Source organism: Reinekea sp. G2M2-21 (genome assembly GCF_015687175.1).
Lineage (GTDB): Bacteria > Pseudomonadota > Gammaproteobacteria > Pseudomonadales > Natronospirillaceae > Reinekea.
This window is the reverse complement of sequence record NZ_JADPQG010000001.1, coordinates 367,509-386,343: the sequence shown is the minus strand read 5'-3', so window position 1 is coordinate 386,343 and position 18,835 is coordinate 367,509. Positions and strand designations below refer to the sequence as shown.

17 protein-coding genes are annotated in these 18,835 nt (G+C 50.2%); 12 read left to right on the top strand and 5 right to left on the bottom strand.

Annotated elements, in window-relative coordinates; translation table 11 throughout:
- Window positions 1-100 precede the first annotated feature (100 nt).
- From IYN85_RS01705 to IYN85_RS01695, 3 genes are all read left to right on the top strand, one after another.
- The gene (locus IYN85_RS01705) at window positions 101-259 is read left to right on the top strand and encodes a hypothetical protein (RefSeq protein ID WP_196157124.1); all 159 of its coding nucleotides are present in this window, start codon (window positions 101-103) and stop codon (window positions 257-259) included.
- Window positions 256-3,213, top strand: a complete 2,958-nt coding sequence (locus tag IYN85_RS26300) for a sensor histidine kinase (RefSeq protein WP_196157123.1) — start codon at window positions 256-258, stop codon at window positions 3,211-3,213. Before IYN85_RS01705 ends, IYN85_RS26300 begins: the two co-directional genes overlap by 4 nt.
- Window positions 3,214-3,298: 85 nt before the next feature.
- Complete coding sequence (locus tag IYN85_RS01695) at window positions 3,299-4,750, top strand: sigma-54 dependent transcriptional regulator (protein WP_196157122.1); 1,452 nt, start codon at window positions 3,299-3,301, stop codon at window positions 4,748-4,750.
- Window positions 4,751-5,048: 298 nt separating this feature from the next.
- Here the strand turns inward: IYN85_RS01695 and IYN85_RS01690 are convergent, their stop codons facing one another.
- The 4 genes from IYN85_RS01690 to IYN85_RS01675 form a co-directional block, all read right to left on the bottom strand.
- Entirely contained in the window at window positions 5,049-5,891 is an 843-nt protein-coding gene (locus IYN85_RS01690; protein WP_196157121.1) for a carbohydrate ABC transporter permease, read from the bottom strand.
- Between the two features lie 15 nt (window positions 5,892-5,906).
- Window positions 5,907-6,836, bottom strand: coding sequence for a carbohydrate ABC transporter permease (locus IYN85_RS01685; protein WP_196157120.1), 930 nt, complete (start codon window positions 6,834-6,836; stop codon window positions 5,907-5,909).
- A 225-nt stretch (window positions 6,837-7,061) separates the two neighbouring features.
- Entirely contained in the window at window positions 7,062-8,318 is a 1,257-nt protein-coding gene (locus IYN85_RS01680; protein WP_196157119.1) for an ABC transporter substrate-binding protein, read from the bottom strand.
- Window positions 8,319-8,469: 151 nt separating this feature from the next.
- Window positions 8,470-10,317 (bottom strand): beta-N-acetylhexosaminidase, encoded by a 1,848-nt coding sequence (locus IYN85_RS01675; protein WP_196157118.1) that lies wholly within the window; start codon window positions 10,315-10,317, stop codon window positions 8,470-8,472.
- A 101-nt stretch (window positions 10,318-10,418) separates the two neighbouring features.
- Between IYN85_RS01675 and IYN85_RS01670 the strand changes: the two genes are divergently transcribed.
- The 4 genes from IYN85_RS01670 to nagB are packed head-to-tail and all read left to right on the top strand — an operon-like array spanning window position 10,419 to window position 14,025.
- The gene (locus IYN85_RS01670) at window positions 10,419-11,294 is read left to right on the top strand and encodes a BadF/BadG/BcrA/BcrD ATPase family protein (protein WP_196157117.1); all 876 of its coding nucleotides are present in this window, start codon (window positions 10,419-10,421) and stop codon (window positions 11,292-11,294) included.
- The gene (locus IYN85_RS01665) at window positions 11,291-12,061 is read left to right on the top strand and encodes a GntR family transcriptional regulator (RefSeq protein WP_196157116.1); all 771 of its coding nucleotides are present in this window, start codon (window positions 11,291-11,293) and stop codon (window positions 12,059-12,061) included. Before IYN85_RS01670 ends, IYN85_RS01665 begins: the two co-directional genes overlap by 4 nt.
- 15 nt (window positions 12,062-12,076) lie before the next feature.
- Window positions 12,077-13,219 (top strand): N-acetylglucosamine-6-phosphate deacetylase, encoded by a 1,143-nt coding sequence (gene nagA, locus IYN85_RS01660; RefSeq protein ID WP_196157115.1) that lies wholly within the window; start codon window positions 12,077-12,079, stop codon window positions 13,217-13,219.
- A gap of 8 nt (window positions 13,220-13,227) precedes the next feature.
- Complete coding sequence (gene nagB / locus IYN85_RS01655; protein ID WP_196157114.1) at window positions 13,228-14,025, top strand: glucosamine-6-phosphate deaminase; 798 nt, start codon at window positions 13,228-13,230, stop codon at window positions 14,023-14,025.
- 312 nt (window positions 14,026-14,337) lie between these two features.
- Here the strand turns inward: nagB and IYN85_RS01650 are convergent, their stop codons facing one another.
- On the bottom strand, window positions 14,338-14,622 hold the full coding sequence (locus tag IYN85_RS01650; RefSeq protein WP_196157113.1) for a hypothetical protein: 285 nt from the start codon (window positions 14,620-14,622) through the stop codon (window positions 14,338-14,340).
- A gap of 79 nt (window positions 14,623-14,701) precedes the next feature.
- On the opposite strand from IYN85_RS01650, the gene pcnB reads away from it, so the two are divergent.
- The 5 genes from pcnB to panD all read left to right on the top strand — a co-directional run bounded on the left by pcnB (window position 14,702) and on the right by panD (window position 18,774).
- Window positions 14,702-16,048 carry a polynucleotide adenylyltransferase PcnB gene (pcnB, locus tag IYN85_RS01645; protein ID WP_196157112.1) on the top strand — a complete coding sequence of 449 codons (1,347 nt, stop codon included), beginning with the start codon at window positions 14,702-14,704 and terminating at the stop codon, window positions 16,046-16,048.
- Window positions 16,045-16,521, top strand: a complete 477-nt coding sequence (folK, locus tag IYN85_RS01640) for a 2-amino-4-hydroxy-6-hydroxymethyldihydropteridine diphosphokinase (RefSeq protein ID WP_196157111.1) — start codon at window positions 16,045-16,047, stop codon at window positions 16,519-16,521. Before pcnB ends, folK begins: the two co-directional genes overlap by 4 nt.
- 99 nt (window positions 16,522-16,620) lie before the next feature.
- Window positions 16,621-17,418: a 3-methyl-2-oxobutanoate hydroxymethyltransferase gene (gene panB / locus IYN85_RS01635; RefSeq protein WP_196157110.1), complete on the top strand. Its 798-nt coding sequence runs from the start codon at window positions 16,621-16,623 to the stop codon at window positions 17,416-17,418.
- Window positions 17,419-17,423: 5 nt separating this feature from the next.
- Window positions 17,424-18,272, top strand: a complete 849-nt coding sequence (gene panC, locus IYN85_RS01630) for a pantoate--beta-alanine ligase (protein ID WP_196157109.1) — start codon at window positions 17,424-17,426, stop codon at window positions 18,270-18,272.
- Between the two features lie 118 nt (window positions 18,273-18,390).
- Window positions 18,391-18,774 (top strand): aspartate 1-decarboxylase, encoded by a 384-nt coding sequence (gene panD, locus IYN85_RS01625; protein WP_196157108.1) that lies wholly within the window; start codon window positions 18,391-18,393, stop codon window positions 18,772-18,774.
- Window positions 18,775-18,835: the final 61 nt, after the last annotated feature.

Sequence of the window (18,835 nt, the reverse complement as noted above, 5' to 3'; positions counted from 1 at the left end):
ACATCCTGACCACAATCACATTCACCTATTTTTGCCCGCAAACCCAACACCCTGTACACTTACGCGCACTTTTTAGGCCGCAATCAACGCGTTGGTCATCATGTTTATCAAACTGCTTATTTTGCCACTGTATTTAATTCTGCCTTTTACCTTTAACTGGTTGGAGTCGCGGGTATTTTGGTACGTCCCGTTTGTATTCTGGCTGTTTGGCATCATCGTCAACGCGCTGGTTGAACGTTCACGGGGGCAATCGTCGTGACCTTCTATTGGCCGGTTCTGGTCTTCGGCGCCGTCGTTTTTCTAATATTGCTTTTCTTTGCCGCTTACCTCGCCGAAAAGGGCAAAGTATCTGAACAATTCATCAAACATCCACTGGTCTATGTGCTCGCTTTTGGGGTGAGTTGCAGTTCCTGGACTTTTTACGGCAGCATTGGCATGGCCTACGAGCTTCAGCATGGCTACCTTGCCTTTTATGTCGGACTGTCTGTTTTGTTACTGTTTTCGGCAATTGTGATCCGCCCGCTGTTTAATTTGGCTAAAAATTATCAGCTGTCATCACTGGCCGATTTATTTGCCTTCCGCTACCGCTCACGCTGGGTCGGGCTTTTAACTGCGGGCGGTGTTTTCATTGCTATTCTGCCTTTGCTGGCATTACAGATTCAGGCCATTACCGACGTTATCGTTATTCTGGACCCGAATGCTCATACCCGTTTTATCGCCGGTTTGGTCAGCATTATTCTGCTTTACATTACCGTTCTTTTCGGCACCCGCGACATTAAACCCAGTGAAAAACATCCAGGTTTAATCTTCGCTCTGGCGTTTGAAGCTCTGTTTAAACTGCTGGTTTTTTTACTCATAGGTGCCGTGGCGGTGTTCAAGATCGGCGGTGGCATCGGTGAAATGCAAGAGTGGGTGCGCACCGCACCAGCCAACTTCAGTTCCATCAACCCCGACCTGAAACCCACGCAATGGTTCTCACTGTTATTGTTATTTATCAGTGCGCCGTTGGTGCTGCCGCATCTGTTCCAGATCCTGTTTCGCGAAAATTCCCAACCAAACCGGCTGCGCTTCATCACATGGGCGGCCCCGCTCTATCTGTTTTTAATGGCTTTACCGGTTTTTCCCATTATGTGGGCAGGCATTCGCACGGGTTCCGGATTCAGCCCGGAATACTTTACGCTCAGCATCGGCTACGCTCTGGAATCGCCAACCCTGATTTGGCTAACCTACTTGGGTGGCCTGTCTGCAGCCTGTGGGATTACCATCATCGCTGTACTCTCTTTGTCCAGTATGTTGCTGAACCACGCGATTTTACCGTTTTACAGCCCGGGAATGGATGTCGACATCTACCGCTGGCTGATATGGGTGCGACGTATGCTGATCGGGGCGGTGTTTGCCCTGATCTTCAGCTTCTATCTGTTCTTGAATCAGGTGCAGAATCAATCGACACTATTGATCACGTCTTACATCGGCTTGCTGCAGATGACCCCTGGATTATTGGGTTTGTTGTTCTGGAGCAAAGCAAACCGCAAAGGGTTCATTGTCGGCGCCATCTTAGGCCTCGGTTTTTGGTTTGTGATGCAACTATGGCCGGTTATCGTTGACAGCCTGTCGCTATCGGGTCGATTGCCCTTGCACTTTGCGCTCGACCGGGACAACTGGACCTTTGTGGTTTTCAGTTCTATTGCGTTGAATTCCGCCGCCTTTGTACTGGTATCTCTGATGACCAAGACCTCACCGGAGGAAAAAAACGCAGCCGAAATCTGTGTTATCAGCTCCGTTGACCGACGGCAGCGTATCCCCTTAAAAGCAAAGAACGCCCGAGAATTTATCGATTCACTGAGCAAGCCTTTAGGTCAGGTCATGGCCGAGCGGGAAGTTCGCCGGGCGTTAAAACAACTGAAACTCGACCTCAGTGAATACCGCCCCTACGCATTACGTCGTCTCAGAGATACGCTGGAAGCAAACCTGTCCGGCATTATGGGACCGTCTGTCGCTCAAGCGATGGTCAGTCGGTATTTGCCCTATGAGCAGGTCGAAGCTGTACGTCATGAAGACATCCACTTTCTCGAGCAGAACCTGGACAACTACCACTATCAACTCAGTGGTATGTCCGCAGAACTGGACCGCTTGCGTCGGCATCACCGTGAAACTCTTTACCGTTTGCCCATTGGTGTGTGCTCACTCACTATCGACGGAGAGATTTTGCTGTGGAATGAACTAATGGCGGAACTCACCGGAATAGATGAGGAACAGGCCATTGGTGCCAAGATCGACTTGCTGCCCGGCCAATGGTACGACCTGATCGACAGCTTTATCAAAGGACGGGAAGAAAAAATCACCATAGAACAGGACGATCCGAACGATCTATCCGGTAAACGCTGGTTCAGTTTGCATCGAACGAAGTTTGGTCAGTCCAGCAGCGACCTGAATGAAGGCATAATTGTGCTGCTGGAGGACGAAACCGAGCACAAGATGCTTGAATCAGAGTTGGTGCACTCCGAACGATTGGCGTCCATTGGTCGGTTGGCGGCTGGGGTTGCTCATGAAATCGGCAATCCGATCACCGGGATCGATTGTCTGGCACAAGACCTGAAATACGCCGAAAGCAAAGAAGAAGTCGCCGAAATTGGCAATCAGATCCGCCATCAAGCCGATCGCGTCACGAAAATTGTACGATCTTTGATCAACTTCTCACACGCAGGTCAAAACAAGGGCAAAAGTGAGCATATTCCACACAGCCTGCACAGTGTCGTGCAGGAAGCGATCGATCTGCTCTCTTTATCGAGGGATGAAAAACAAATCACCTTCGTCAATAAGGTAGACCCGGAACTGCTGGTCATCTGTGAACCGCAGCGCCTGTCGCAAGTGTTCATCAACCTGTTGGGTAACGCCCGTGATGCCAGCCCCCGGCTGGAAAAGGTTGTGGTCGATGCCGAACCGGAATACGCCCGGGAAACGGTGAACATCACCGTGGTTGATCGCGGAACCGGCATCGATCCGAAAAACATTGACCATATTTTTGACCCATTCTTTACCACCAAAGAAGTAGGTAAAGGCACTGGTTTGGGCCTGTTCCTGTCGTACACGATTGTTGAAGAGCATTACGGTCACATCAGTGTGCAATCACCCGCATTTATTCTGGAAGACATTGGAACTCAGTTCACGATTCGGTTACCCTTACATGTCGATGTTACCTCGGGTAACACCTAACAGTGATCAGTTATGACGTTTTCGACAGATTCGGGTCGAAATAATGAAATACTTGATGGTTTAGACAACAATCGGAGTCAGCTATATGGGTAACATTCTAATCGTTGAAGACGAAAGCATTATTCGCTCAGCCTTAAAACGATTACTGGAGCGCAACAGCTATAAAGTAACGGAGGCTGAATCCGTCACCGAAGCCAGTCAGAATGACCTGAACAGTTTTGACCTGATCATTTCCGATTTACGCCTACCGGGTGCACCGGGAACCGACCTGATTACCGCCGCTAAAGACACCCCCGTGTTGATTATGACCAGCTACGCCAGTATGCGTTCTGCGGTCGATGCGATGAAAATGGGGGCGGTGGACTACATTGCCAAACCATTTGATCACGAAGACATGATCCGTACCGTGCGTCGTATTATTGAGGATGCACGGTCCAACAAAGGCGCAAAGAAAGTCCCCGATCTCAGTGATATCGACGATGAAATCTACGTCGCCGAAGACGGTAACCGCTCCGCGCTCGGCGACCTTGTCGGCAGCTGTGCACCGATGCAAGCCCTTTACCGCCGTATTCTGCGCGTTTCCCCCGCCGATATTACGGTACTGATTCAAGGTGAATCCGGTACCGGCAAAGAGCTGGCTGCACGCGCCATTCACCAACACAGCCTGCGCAAAGATCACCCATTGGTGTGCGTCAATTGCGCTGCGATCCCCGAAAGCCTAATAGAGTCTGAACTCTTTGGTCACGAAAAGGGCTCCTTCACCGGAGCCACGGCAGCTCGGCAAGGTCTTGTTGAAGCTGCCGAAGGCGGCACTTTGTTTCTGGATGAAATTGGTGAATTACCCATGGAAGCCCAGGCCCGGTTACTGCGCGTCTTGCAGGAAAACGAAGTCCGCCGGGTGGGTTCTGTGCACGCGCGCAAAGTCGATGTCCGGTTGATCGCGGCAACTCATCGAAACTTGAAGAAACTTGTCAAAGAAGGCCTGTTTCGGGAAGATTTGTATTACCGGCTGCAGGTGATTGAAATAGCGCTCCCGCCATTGCGCGAACGACTCAGTGACGTGCTTGAGATCGCCGATCATTTGGTCAGCAAACACAGTCGACGGTTGAAAATCGAAAGCCCGATCCGACTCTCCAAGGAAGCCCGCAACGTCATGGCCCAATACGATTGGCCCGGCAATGTGCGGGAACTCGAAAATGCCATTCAGCGTTCCTTGATCCTCGCTGATAATGGCGAAATAACCGTTGCTGATCTTGGCTTGGCCGATGAAGACTGGCAGGTACCAGACACCTTGGTGTCCCCGCAGGAAAGTCGTCAAGATGTTGAACCCGTGTCGACGATCACCGATGACAGCGCCGAAGACCTTTCCCTGGAAGACTACTTCCAACATTTCGTTGTCGAACACCAAGACAATATGTCCGAAACAGAATTGGCCCATAAGCTCGGCATTAGTCGAAAGTGCCTGTGGGAAAGACGTCAACGCCTCGGTATTCCGCGGCCGAAAAAAGTCAGCGCTTCCGCGTCGGCTGCACGCTAGTGTCCTGAGTTAGAAGTTCGTATGTATTCATTCGTGCTATTCAAGTTCCGTACGTGTCTCGCGGTCAATGGCTGTCCCAATAGCAAAAGACAGAACGAATCATAACCCTGACGTGCCAGCCTGCATCGTCCTCATAACAGTGGTTTTGTGAAACACTTGAGCGAGGCAACTCCGGCTTTCCGTTTATGCCCATTCGACTGACCCCTTTTTGCAGACAAAAAAACCCCGAACCAGTCGGGGTGAAAATTAGTCATCAACATGACCCAGATGAAAAACTCTGTGCGGCGTTTACGCCAAATTACTCTTTGACCCCACCCTGTGTTAAGCCCGAAATAAACTGCTTTGAGGCCAGGATAAAGGCAATAATGGTCGGCGCCATCATGATCAGGATCGCGGCAAACATCATGTGCCACTGAATGGAAAACTGACGGTTAAATTGGTTCAGTCCAAGTGTCAACGGATACAGTTCTTCCGATTGAATGAAGATCAAAGGCAGGAAGTATTCATTCCACGCTTGCACGAACGTCAGCAAGGCAATGGTCGCCAATGCCGGACGAATCAATGGCAGCATGATTTTCCAGTACACGGTAAAAGGCATGGCACCGTCCATGATGGCCGCTTCTTCAATTTCCTTGGAAATATTCTGGAAAAAAGAAACCAGAATGAACACCGCCACCGGCATCATACTGGCGGCCTGCACCAGAATGACGGACCACAAGGTGTCCAGCAAACCGAGCGCGCGAACCGTATCAAACAACGGCGCCAGCGCCAGGCGAATTGGCACGATAACGCCAATCATAAAGCCAATAAAAATAATCGTGCTGCCTTTAAACGGCATGCGTGCCAGAACGAAGGCGGTTGTGCTGGAGGCAAAGGTCACAATCGCGACACTGGTCAGTGCAATAAAAGCTGAGTTGGCAAAATAACGACCAAAATTAGCATTGACCCAAGCTTTGGCAAAATTCCCCCAGGTCACTGGATCGGGCAGACCAAAGGGGTCGCGAAAAACCGCGCCCACATTAGGTTTCAATGCATTCAAAACGGCGGAGAGGAAAGGTACCAAGACCACGATAGCCCAGGCAATCATAATAAACTGCACGATAACCTGTTCTTTTTTACTGAGTTTAAAAATCTTATCCATGGTTACTGCCTCACCTTACTTATTTCTGAAATTTTTCAGTGCCAGGAAAAGTGCTGCTGGCAAAATCATGATGGTGGTTATCAAACCGATCGCGGCGGACATACCAAAGTTTGCGTCTGACGAAGCGGCAGAGGCACCGAATGCGGAACGGTACAGGAAGGTCCCCATGATATCGGTAGAGCGGAACGGTCCAGCTTCAGCGCCCATGATCAACAGTGTGTAGTCGGCGTTGTTAAAGACATCGACCATGATGATAACCGTGATCAAAATAAAGGCTGGTCCTAACACCGGAAACACCACGTTTTTAATCGACTGCCAACGGTTAGCTCCATCGAGCATCGAGGCTTCCAACAGATCGATCCGCACCGCCAAAATACCAGACAGAATCAACATGATGGCAAAACCCATACGGTGCCAGGAGTAGAACAGCGCCAACGTTGTTAACGCGGTATCTTCAGAGCCCAAGAATGGAATCGGTGAATCAATGAGTCCGAACTGCATCATAATGGCGTTCAGTGGACCACGCGGATTCACAAACAGGTTTAACAAATACGCGACCGCGGCACCGGCCATCGGGTAAGGCAGGAAGTAGATAATTTGATAATACTTACGGCCATAGGTCTTGAAGCTTAACAACAGCGCCAAGCTCGTCCCGATCACCAGAAAAGTACCAATGATCACAATAAAAAACAGAACGTTTTGGGACAACGCGTTGAGCAGTTGGTCGCGATAATATTCATTGCCCAGAATTTTCTTGAAATTATCCAGGCCGACAAATTCTTTCGGACCAATACCTGGCCAGTCCAGTAATGAAGTAGGCACCATCATCATCAATGGTGTGAAGTTGAAAATTCCATAGAGCAAAACACCCGGCAGTAAAAGGAGTGTGCGCTGGAAATTTTTAATCGTTCTGTAACTGAAACGAGTTTGCTTCTGTTCGTTCATTACTGACCTCTCGGACGAAGTTGCGGGTTCAGTTGGCGTCAGGCTGCTTTGTGTCATAGTAGAAGACTTCTGCTAATTAGGGAGTTTTTGTTTTGAGGAGTTTCTGGATAAAATCTGAGTGGATCGAAGCGATGACAATCTCAACTCAAAACTTATGCAGAGATTCCTTGGCTGAAGCCGGGAAATCAGGGCCGCTGTGAAGCAGCGACCCGGATCATTCAGCAATTACATTGCGCAGTTAGCTGCACCAACATAACCTTGGCTGTTTAGAGTCTTCTGAATTTTCTCAGCCATTTCTTTCGCGGTGGTCTTGCCACCCAACAATTCTTGCAGACCCGCTGCAGTCAATTGCTGGTAAGTTGGCTCGCCGCTGTTCAAAGCTGGCGTGAAGAATGGCAGTGCTGGCAATGCATTCTTACCGATCAGCGCCGCAGCAGAGTTTACGCGGTCATTATCAACAGAGATTTTGTGTGAAGAAGCTGGAATTGCTTCCACTTTTTCAGCGAACAGTTGAGAGAATTCTTTTGTTGTGTAGAACTCAAGAACTTTCTTGATTGCGTCTTGCTTCTCGCTGTTCGGGTTATACGAAATATAACCGTCCATGAAACCGTAAACCTTGTTGTTCTTACCTGGCAGAGCCATGTAACCCAGTTCCAGGCTTGGATCAATTTCAAACATTGGAGAAGCAGGCGTCGCAGACCAGATACCATCGATCATCATCGCAGATGTACCTAGTGCAACACCGGTACGCATCGCGCCGTAATCGTCCGCCAACGGAGTAGCGTTCATGTAGCCTTTATCCTGCCAAGACTTGAACGTTTCCCATGCATTAACATAAACGTCATCTGTGAAACAGGCTTCACCTGCGACAACTTTCTGAGCCCAGTCGTCAGAAGTCATACCGGCCAACACAGCTTCGTGCAGAACCTGGTTCAGGTACCAACCGTCACGACCATCGACGTGCAGAGGTGTAATACCTTGCTTTTTCAGGTCAGCAAACAGTTTTTCCAGCTCTTTCAGGTTTTTAGGCTCTTTCTTCACAACCGCTTTGTTATACAGGATAGATTCCATCTGCATAACGAAAGGCACACCATACACTTTACCGTCTGCACCGGTTGCGCCAAACAATGCCGCATCAGAGAAATCACTGAGATCCACACCCAGGTCTGTTACCGGAGCAGCAACACCCGCGTCAATCCAAGGTTGAATCCAGGCAGTGCCCGCTTTCGCGTGGTACAGGTCAGGACGGTTCGTCTGGAAGTCAATTCGCAGCTTGGTTTCGTGCTCATCCGCGCCAGGATAGACATTCGCGTGGATTTTAACGCCAGGAATCAGGTTGTTTTCGTTAATATAATCAAACAACTCCTGATCCTGGATTCGCCATGTATACAACTCAAGAGTTGTATCAGCCAATGCCATACCAGATGTTGCTAATGTTGCGGCAGCGGTAGCTGCGATTAAGGTGGTTTTTAGAAGTTTCATGTAAGCCTCTTTTGTTGTTATCACTCATGGAGTGCAGACCAATATAATACCAATAAAAACCACAGGCAACTGAATCGCAGAAAAAAAACCAACTTTCTTATCAAAAAATGGATAACCCACTGATAAATAAGGAAAATTATTTACCCCATCACTAGGCTTTAAGGTCAATACCAAGCCGTAAAAGCAGTTGAGCATGCACGTCCGCACGTGTTTTAAAGGACTCAAAACTGAAATTGGTATTACTTCCAAATACCACTTCAGCCCCGGCAAGCAGCCGTGGAAACCACATAAACTCGGCCTGAGCCGGCGTTTCGACCAATTCTGTCCATAAACAGTACTGAACACCTTGAATTCTGGCAGCCGATTCCGCATCAAAGCCCGCTTCCGGCTCATATTGGTATGCTTTTTCCAGATCTACGGTTCCTGCCCACCAGTATCCTGGATCGTCGAATGCTTCTGTCCGGGCCAGATCAAAATAGCAGTATTGTGCAGGCGTCATGACCACCGGATGCCCAGCTTGGGCGGCTTCCAACCCAGCTTGCGTTCCTTGCCATGAGAAAACCCAGGTTTTTGTGCTGGTGCCACCACCATCAACCACCTCTTCCCAGCCTGCCATGGTTTTACCCTGCGCCGACAGGCAAGATTCAACATGATGCAGAAACGCTCCCTGCAATTGCGGAATGGCACGACCGGTTTGCTTCGACCATTCCAATGCGGCGGGCGATTGTTGCCAAACTCCCTTGGGAATTTCATCCGAACCAATATGAAACAAAGGTGCCGGAAATAAGGCACACCACTCTTTAATGAGCGTTTCAATAATCTCGATCGTGTCGCCATATGCCGGGTTTATGACATTGTCATTGTGGTGCTGAACACTGCGGTATTCGGATCGATCTGCCAACTCCACTAGGGACGGAATGGCTTTTAACAGCGCTCTGGCATGACCGGGCAGGTCCATTTCTGGCATAACCTGAATACCCAACTGAAGGGCATGTTCCACTAAAGCGCTGACCTCTTCGGCACTGTAAATGCCGCCATAGCGATGCAATCCGGTACCCATTTGAGGTGGCAAAGCGCTGTCTGGTCCGCGCCAAGCTCCTAGTTCCGTCAACTCTGGGAACGCATTACTGGCTATTCGCCAGCCGTCATCGTCCGTCAAATGCCAATGAAAGTAGTTGAAATGGTATAACGCAAAAATATCTAACCAATCTTGAATCTGCGCAGCACTGAAAAAATGTCGAACAACGTCCAGATGCACACCGCGGTAGGGATACTTTGCAGACCCACTCAACTCGCACGACACGCTGACGCCCGTAAGCAGCCACTGCATCAGAAACTGAGCCAGATAAGCCTGACCTTGCAGGAAGCCGGATTTATCACGATACGACAAACGAGCGCCCCGCTCGGAAAGGCTCAGATGAAAAGCGGTAACCTGCCTGGTGTTCTGTTGGTATTCGACAGGCCAGCCCTGCCTATCATCCATATCCACGGACATCTGCAATCGCTTAAACAGCCGTTGTAGCCAAGCGACGTTCCACAATGAGCCCATCATGTTCAAGGATGTCGGCGCGGAAATCCGATGCTCGGTAAACGACTGGTCACAGGCCGGAATAAATGCAGGGCGTGTATTTGATAACGGCAAAATCGCGTTTGCCGTGCGGTTGACTGGCTTCGGCAACAGAACCTCAATACGCTGCTGATCGCTCTCCAGATACAAGCCTTCTGGGTAATCCGTTGCTTTACGCAATGACGTACCCAGCTTGAAACCAATCTGAGTCTCTTCTCTGCCAGTAAAAGGTCGATCCAGAACAACGCGATGCCAATCACCCTGCCGTTCAATAAGCTGACCACCGCTGACCGAACCTTCCTGTATCGGTAAAGCGATTGAAAAGCACAGGATCGGAAATAATCCGGACAGTTCATGGGTGGGAGTGAGCCCCAAGATAATAAAATCACCCTCTGACTGGTGTGATATCTCTATTTTTGCATCGACATGCATAGTTATTTCCATTTATTTCGACAATGGTATTAGATTGGTATTGTTAAAATCCACAAAAGGTCGTACCCTTAGTAAAAATTAAGCCAACAAAAGCGCTCTCGATGAACACGGTAACCCCATACTACATTGGTATTGATGGCGGCGGCACCAGTTGCCGGGCTCGCATTGCCGACGCTAATGGTCTCATTTTAGGTGAAGGCAAGGCCGGCAGTGCAAATGTTTTTCAGAATCACGAACTGGCCTGGCAATCGGTACAGGATGCCATTGCATTGGCCAATCAACAGGCCGCGCTGAGCCAACAAGCGTTGCAGGACAGCCATATTGTCGCTGGGCTGGCAGGGGCAGAAGTGACCTCATGCGCGACACAATTCAAAGCGCTGATTCACGGTTTTCCAAATTTTCAGTTGTTGACCGATGCCCAAATAGCCTGCCTTGGTGCACACGGCGGCCAAGAAGGCGCCATTTTCATTATTGGTACGGGCGCGATTGGTATTTCCTATCGCAATGGTCAATGGCAACAGGTCGGCGGCTGGGGTTTTCCGCTCGACGACATGGGCAGTGGCGCTTGGCTGGGACAGCAGGCTGTACGCGCCGCCATTAACCAGCACGACAGCCTGATTACAAACAGCTTGCTGGCCGATATGATATGGCAGCATTTTGACCATCTGCCGGAGTCATTAATCAGCTGGTCGCAACACGCCAGCTCCGGCAATTATGGCGAATTTGCACCTCTGGTACTAAACGCATTCAACCAGCACGATCCAGTCGCTGTAGAGATTGTGCAGCAACAAGTAACCTTGCTGAGCCGCCAGATAGATGCTTTGCACATCGACGGTCACCCGCTGTGTTTGATGGGAGGACTGGCCGATTGGGTAACTACTCAACTCCCTGAGAGACTACAGAAGATCATCACCTCGTCTCAAGGGGATGCACTATCTGGCGCTTTGCAATTTGCCAAAAAAAGGAATCAAGCATGAATACAAAAATAAGAAAAGATCAGGAACTCATCGACTTTCTCCGCCCTGATGGAAATCGAAATGGTTCACTTTACACACAATTAGCCAGATCGCTGACACAGGCGATTCACGAAGGCATGCTCGAAGACGGCGATTTCATTCTACCGCAACGGGACCTGGCTGAAGCCATTGGCGTGTCTCGGGTTACCGTACGCAAAGCTATCGAAAGCCTGGTACGCGAAGGATTACTGATTCAACGCCAGGGTGCAGGCACCATGGTAACGCGCGGCAGCAAACAATCCATTCACAAAAACCTCGCGGTTCTGAACAGCTTTACCGAAGACATGATCTCGCGTGGTATGAAACCCTCATCCACCTGGGTGGCCCGGGTCACGGTACAAGCATCCCCTAAAGAAGCCATGGCCTTGAATCTGTCTCCTGGAAGCCTTGTCAGCCGGTTCACACGTGTTCGTTACGCCAGTGATACCCCCATGGCCTATGAGATTGCCAGCGTGCCGGCGACGATCATTGCCGATGCTGAGTCCGTTCAGGACTCTTTGTATACGAAGTTAAATGACAGTGGTGCGCGACCAGTGCGGGCACTACAAACCATGACCGCCCAAAACGCAGACAACGCCGTTGCCGAAGCACTGAAGCTGGTTCCGGGCGACGCCGTTTTGTATATCGAGCGACAGGGCTTTAGTCAGGCCGGTTCCCCAGTGGAATACACTCGCTCTTGGTACCGAGGCGACATTTACGACTTCGTAACCGAATTAAAATTGAGTTAAGAAGAGACAACAATCATGAAATATGCTTTGTCCGGCGCCCGCATTTTTGATGGATTCTGTTTCCACGACAATGCGGTGCTACAGATAGAAAACGGCCGTGTAGTGGCCATTGCAGACGAGTCTGTGGTGCCGGACGACTATGAACTGATCCAGCTGAAAGGTGGCATTCTGTCACCTGGGTTTATTGACTTACAGATCAACGGCGCCGGTGGAGCGCAATTCAACAACTCGCCTGATATGAGTACCCTCGCAACCATGGCGAACGCCATGTTGCCATTCGGGGTCACCAATATTCTGCCAACTGTGATTACCGATGATGCTACTGTCACCAGTCGCGCTGTTGAGGTTGCCATCGAGGCAAAAGATAAGGTCGCCGGAATTCTGGGCATTCATGTGGAAGGACCGTTTTTCAGTTTGCAAAAAAATGGCGTGCACCGCAGTGACAAAATTCGAACGCCCAACGAGCAAGATTGGTCATGGTTGAACAAACTCGCCACACTGCCTGCTATTCTCACTCTGGCACCTGAACAGGTCGATACCGCCACCATTGCACGGATCGCTAAACTGGGGGTCCTCATTTGCGCTGGGCACACTAATGGCTGCTACGATGACGTTATCAACGCGCATCAAGCGGGACTGCGCGGATTTACCCACCTATACAACGCAATGCGCCCGATGACCGGGCGCGAACCGGGTGTCGTGGGCGCCGCACTAGAACTAAAGGATACCTGGGCGGGTTTAATCGCCGATGGCATACATGTGCACAACACCACCATGAAACTGGCGATCGAGGCAAAAGGTTACGACAAGGTTTTTTTGGTCAGTGATGCCATGGCCACCGCTGGCAGTGATCAGAAGACTTTCGAACTCTATGGTGAAACCATTGAAGAAATGAACGGCCAGCTCGTCAATGCAGAAGGCAAACTCGCCGGCAGCGCTATTACGTTGGCAGACGCCGTCAAATATTGCGCGAACACCCTGGCATTACCCATCGAACAGGTGCTCGCCATGGCCAGTCGGGTACCTGCGCAGTTTATGCAACTCAGCGAGCAGGTGGGAACATTTGTACCTGGCGCCGCGGCAGATATCTGTCTGTTGAACGATGAGCTCGACGTACAGCAGGTCTGGCAGGCCGGCTTATCCAAATTCCAACGATAGGGGCACTTATGCGAATTGTAGTCTTAAACGATGCTGAGTCGGTTGCACATTACGGTGCGAATCAGATCATCGAAACCATCAACAAAAAGCCAGATACTAATCTTGGATTGGCGACCGGTTCGTCACCCATCCGACTGTATCAGAACCTGATTACAGCCTATCAACAGGGGCAAGTCAGCTTTAAACAGGTGACCACCTTCAATCTGGACGAATATCTGGGCTTAACTGGAGATCACCCTCAGAGCTACCGCTACTTCATGAATCAGCAATTGTTTAATGAAATAGACATCGATCTGGACAACACCTTTGTACCCGACGGCTCGACAAAAAACCCATTGAAAACCTGCGCTGACTACGAAGCCAACATGCGCGAACGCGGCGGCGTAGCCTTGCAACTTCTGGGCATTGGACGTAATGGACATATCGGCTTCAACGAACCCAGTTCGAGCCTTGTCAGCCGCACCCGCGTCAAGACGCTGACCAAGGACACCGTTGAAGCAAACCGGCGCTTTTTTAAACCCGGCGAGTTCCAGCCACACCTGTCGTTGACTATGGGTATCGGCACCATTATGGAAGCGAGTCAGATTATGCTGATTGCAACCGGAGCCGATAAAGCAGAAGCGATTAAAAATACGATTGAAGGACCAGTCTCGGCCTATTGCCCAGCATCAATCTTACAGATGCACGCAAATGTCACGGTTGTCATCGACCAAGATGCGGCACTGGGATTGAAAGACGTCGCGTTTTATCAGTACATTGAGCAAGAGCAAAGCCGTTTGCAAGCCGCCATTAAGATGGCTGGTTAATAGGCCTGAAACCGGCGGCATGTCTGTCGCCGGCATCGATACACGTCTCTGTGCAGCGAAACACTCGCCCGGTGTTACCCCTTGGCCTGCCCAGCGCGTTTATAACAGTTCGTTCAACACCGACACTGAATTCTGTCAGACAAACGGCTTATCCCCGGTATTAACCCTTCATTTCCACCTGGTTTGTAACAACAGGTTAAATTCGCCTATTCATCTCATCCAAACCGTAACAGTTACCATAAAAGTGTTACACCTTTGCAACTTACGGTAACAACGGCCCATACGAAATCTGTACACCAAATAGCCAGACATTTATAAGCTATTGATATATAAGGATAAATTACTTTTGGCACAGCATCTGCAATACTTACCGCGCAAAGCAGGTACGCCCACCAACAAAAACAAAAACCGGGCACTACCAAGAAAAGCAGCCCCGCCTAAAAACAAGAATAAGGGGCAGCTAATAATAAATGAGTAAATAAAAACAATAATAAAACCAACAAGAATAATAAGCTCAACACCACCTGCGGAAAGTGCTGTTGCGGCCGGCAAAATTTGCCGGCTGGCTCGTCTCTCCAGTGTTTTAATCTCTCCCATTCGTTAGTAGCCTATTTTTGCTATTTTCTATACACTTCGCGCTCTTTTAATTGCACTCCAAAGACAGAATTCCAAATACATGGTCGTTAAGTGGATAAAACGTTGGCTCAAGCAGCCAGAACAAGCGCATCAATTGATTTCAATCGAACGGGATCAACACTCGGTTTCCCGCAAAGGCATCAGCCATAACGCGCTTAAAGTCTTGTACCGGCTACAGAACGCCGGACATGAAGCCTATCTCGTGGGTGGTTGCGTACGCGACCTGCAACTCGGACTGAACCCGAAAGACTTTGATGTTGCCACCGATGCCACACCTGAGAACATTCGCAAACTATTCAGCAATTCACGCATTATCGGGCGCCGCTTCCGCATCGTTCACGTCACCTTTGGACGTGAAATTATTGAAGTGACCACCTTTCGTGGCGAAGCCGATGAAAGCGATTCCGATCACAAGCAGTCCGCCGAAGGTCTGTTACTGCGTGATAACGTTTATGGCTCGCTGGCTGACGACGCCAAGCGCCGAGACTTCACTATTAACGCGATGTATTACACCGCCAAAGATTTCTCCATCAAGGCTTATCCTCAAGGTATGCAGGATTTGCAGGATAAAGTCATCCGCATTATTGGTGACGCGGAGACCCGCTATCGCGAAGACCCGGTGAGAATGCTGCGAGCGATACGCTTTGCCGCAAAGCTGGGATTCAATATTGAACCGGCGACCGAAACGCCGATCAACACTCTGGCACCGTTGCTCACCCATATCGCACCAGCGCGTCTGTTTGACGAATTGCTTAAGTTACTGATGTCTGGCCAAGGTCGAGACACGTGGGAACTGATGCAAAAATACGACATCGTAGAGCCGCTACTGCCACAAACCCATCAGGTTCTTAATTGCGTCGAAGACGACCATTACGCCACCTTTATTGACATTGCACTGCGCAACACCGATGCCCGCATCAACAGTGGCAAGCCGGTAACACCGGCGTTCCTGTATGCCGCTTTGTTGTGGCCAGCGGTGCGTGAAAGCGCCCAACACAATATAGATATGGGCACACCTGAAATCCCCGCCTGGCACAAAGCCATGGCTCAGGTACTGGAACGTCAGGTAAAGACCATTGCCATTCCCAAACGTTTCTCAATCCCGATGAAAGAGATATGGGACATGCAACTGCGATTGCCCAAGCGACGGGCCAACCGAGCAGAACAGATAGCGGGCCATCCGCGTTTCCGTGCTGCTTATGATTTCTTGATTTTGCGTGAAGACGCCGGTGAGCAACTGAACGGGCTGGGGCAATGGTGGACCGACTACCAGGCAACAAATGGCGAAGCCAGACAAAGCATGGTCGCCAACCTGCAAAATAACCCACCCGCTCAAAAACGACGTCGTCGCCGTCCACCCAGAAAACGCCAAACGCCTGAATCATGAGTCAGGTATTTGTCGCGCTGGGTAGCAATCTCGGGGTGTCTGACAACTTTGTTTCAAATGCCCTGAGCAAGATTGAACAATTGCCCACAACCTCAGGGCTGCGCACATCCCGCTGGTACCGATCGCAAGCCATCGGCGGACCGGCAGACCAGCCGGATTACCTGAACGCGGTTTGCGCCTTTGAAACCCGACTCGAACCGGAAGCACTGCTTCAGGCGCTTCAACGCATTGAGGCTGAAGCCGGCCGTACCCGTGAAGTCCGCTGGGGTCCTCGTACCCTGGATCTGGATATTATTTGGGTTGAAGGTTTTTACAGCGATACCGCAACGCTGACCGTCCCCCACCCGAGAGCCCATGAACGTGCCTTTGTACTTCAACCTTTAGTGGATTTGAACGCCGACTTTCAGCTGCAGGGCAAGTCAATAACCGAATGGCTCACGTCCGTTTCCGATCAAAACATACAGGTTATTTGATCCATTACAGTTTCACTGACGTTGGATCACGTCAGTTACTTGACTTATAAAGCCACAATAGCAACCATTCGCACCTTATTAAAAAACAGGCGCTGAGTTATGCCAAAAGCAATTACGGTTTCCTCCATCAAGCAACTGGTCAAAGATGGTGAAAAGTTCACCATGTTGACGGCATACGATGCCACCTTCGCAGCTATGTTTTCTTCGCTGGGCATTGAAACGATTCTCGTGGGTGATTCTTTGGGTATGGTCGTTCAGGGTCAATCGTCGACACTACCCGTCACGGTTGAACAGATGGTCTATCACACTCAGGCCGTCAGCCGTGGCAATCAGGGCTCACTGTTGGTAGCAGACATGCCATTTAACAGTTACGGTTCCGTCGACCAAGCGCTCGCAAACGCTGGCCTGCTGATGCAAGCAGGAGCCCACATGGTCAAACTGGAAGGCGGAGCCTGGCTATGCGATACCGTCACCGCGCTGTCCCGAGCTGGCATTCCCAGCTGTTTACATTTGGGTCTCACACCGCAATCGGTCAATAAATTTGGTGGTTACAAAGTTCAGGGGCGGGAAGAAGGCGCTGCCCAGGTCATGATTAATGATGCCCTGGCATTAGCCGAGGCCGGAGCCGACTTTATTTTGCTGGAGTGCGTGCCTTCGGATCTTGCCAAAGCCCTTACAGAAACCGTCCCTGTTCCGGTTATAGGTATTGGTGCCGGCGCCGCCACCGACGGTCAGGTTTTGGTTTGTTATGACATGCTCGGATTGACACAACACCGTTTGCCAAAGTTCGTCAAAAATTATATGGCAGAAGCCAATACCTGGGAAAATGCCGTAACCTCGTTCAAGGACGACGTTAAATCGGGCCGATTCCCGAACGCCGACCACGCATTCGAGTAAGCAACATGAAAACAGTCAACAACCTGCAAGATTTACGCGCAGAACTGGCCGCCGTGCGCGCTCAGGGTAAAACCGTCGCGTTTGTACCCACCATGGGCAATTTACATGAAGGCCACCTGAAGCTGGTAAAAACAGCGCTGCAACACGCCGATTTTGTCGTAGCGTCCATTTTCGTAAACCCTACACAGTTCGGGGAAAATGAAGACTTATCCGGGTACCCAAGAACTCTGGAAGCGGATAAGAAACATCTGATTGCCGACGGCTGTGGACTGCTGTACCTGCCCAACAACGACATCATGTACCCTGCCCCGGATTTAACCCGGGTATCGGTCGATAAAATCACAACCTTGCATTGTGGCTCAAGCCGCCCAGGCCATTTTGTGGGTGTCGCCACGATAGTCTTGAAACTGTTTAACCAGGTTCAGCCGGATGTTGCTGTATTCGGTTTAAAAGACTACCAGCAATTTACCGTTATTCGCTCCATGGTGGACGATCTGTTCCTGCCAATCAGCATTATCGGGGTAGACACCGGTCGTGCTGACGACGGTCTTGCGCACAGTTCGCGCAACAACTATTTAACGGCCGACGAACGCGAAGTGGCACCGGTGCTGTACAAAACATTGCAAGATACCATGAAAGAAATACAATCTGGCGGCGCGAGCTTTGCGGAACTGACCAGACGGGCCAAACAACGTTTGCACGACGCGGGTCTGACGCCAGACTATTTCAATATTAGTCGGCAAAGTGATCTGGAACCTGCGACCGATAAGGATACCCAATTGGTTATTCTGGCCGCAGCCTATCTGGGCAAAGCTCGGTTAATTGACAATATTGCGTTTACAGTAGACCGGTAGTGCCGCTAACGAAAGCAGCAAGACCGACCACTGCAAATTTAATGATGTCTTTGGCATCAATTGGCTGTTATTAGATTTCGGTTACGTCAATACCGAACATGCATTAAAGGGGAACGCCATGGATCTCATTATGTTAAAAGCGAAGCTGCATCAGGCTCGCGTGACGCACGCTGTGCCCGATTACGAAGGTTCGTGTGCCATCAGCGGCGACCTGCTGGACCTTGCCGGCATTCGCGAATACGAGCAGATTCAAATCTACAACATCAGCAATGGGGAGCGCTTCACCACCTACGCCATTCGTGGCGAAGACGGCGAAGGCATTATTTCAGTCAATGGCGCCGCAGCACATAAAGCCAATGTCGGTGACCGCATTATCATCTGCGCCTACGCCAATTTCAGTGCACCGGAACTGGAATCGTTTAAACCCAGCATGGTGTATATGAATTCGGACAACACCGTCAGTCACACCGCTAACGCAATTCCGGTACAACTCGCCGAATAAATTTGCGGGCAGATGAAAACCGCAAGGCAATATCGGCGGTTGTCGTGACGCAGTACTGCGT

What these genes read in the sequence shown, in the direction of transcription:
- IYN85_RS01665 (WP_196157116.1), top strand. Translation starts at nt 11,291, where the DNA reads ATGAATACAAAAATAAGAAAAGATCAGGAACTCATCGACTTTCTCCGC.
- panB (WP_196157110.1), top strand. Translation starts at nt 16,621, where the DNA reads ATGCCAAAAGCAATTACGGTTTCCTCCATCAAGCAACTGGTCAAAGAT.
- folK (WP_196157111.1), top strand. Translation starts at nt 16,045, where the DNA reads ATGAGTCAGGTATTTGTCGCGCTGGGTAGCAATCTCGGGGTGTCTGAC.
- IYN85_RS01705 (WP_196157124.1), top strand. Translation starts at nt 101, where the DNA reads ATGTTTATCAAACTGCTTATTTTGCCACTGTATTTAATTCTGCCTTTT.
- IYN85_RS01690 (WP_196157121.1), bottom strand. Translation starts at nt 5,891, where the DNA reads ATGGATAAGATTTTTAAACTCAGTAAAAAAGAACAGGTTATCGTGCAG.
- IYN85_RS01675 (WP_196157118.1), bottom strand. Translation starts at nt 10,317, where the DNA reads ATGCATGTCGATGCAAAAATAGAGATATCACACCAGTCAGAGGGTGAT.
- panD (WP_196157108.1), top strand. Translation starts at nt 18,391, where the DNA reads ATGGATCTCATTATGTTAAAAGCGAAGCTGCATCAGGCTCGCGTGACG.
- nagA (WP_196157115.1), top strand. Translation starts at nt 12,077, where the DNA reads ATGAAATATGCTTTGTCCGGCGCCCGCATTTTTGATGGATTCTGTTTC.
- nagB (WP_196157114.1), top strand. Translation starts at nt 13,228, where the DNA reads ATGCGAATTGTAGTCTTAAACGATGCTGAGTCGGTTGCACATTACGGT.
- IYN85_RS01670 (WP_196157117.1), top strand. Translation starts at nt 10,419, where the DNA reads ATGAACACGGTAACCCCATACTACATTGGTATTGATGGCGGCGGCACC.
- IYN85_RS01650 (WP_196157113.1), bottom strand. Translation starts at nt 14,622, where the DNA reads ATGGGAGAGATTAAAACACTGGAGAGACGAGCCAGCCGGCAAATTTTG.
- IYN85_RS01695 (WP_196157122.1), top strand. Translation starts at nt 3,299, where the DNA reads ATGGGTAACATTCTAATCGTTGAAGACGAAAGCATTATTCGCTCAGCC.
- IYN85_RS01680 (WP_196157119.1), bottom strand. Translation starts at nt 8,318, where the DNA reads ATGAAACTTCTAAAAACCACCTTAATCGCAGCTACCGCTGCCGCAACA.
- pcnB (WP_196157112.1), top strand. Translation starts at nt 14,702, where the DNA reads ATGGTCGTTAAGTGGATAAAACGTTGGCTCAAGCAGCCAGAACAAGCG.
- panC (WP_196157109.1), top strand. Translation starts at nt 17,424, where the DNA reads ATGAAAACAGTCAACAACCTGCAAGATTTACGCGCAGAACTGGCCGCC.
- IYN85_RS01685 (WP_196157120.1), bottom strand. Translation starts at nt 6,836, where the DNA reads ATGAACGAACAGAAGCAAACTCGTTTCAGTTACAGAACGATTAAAAAT.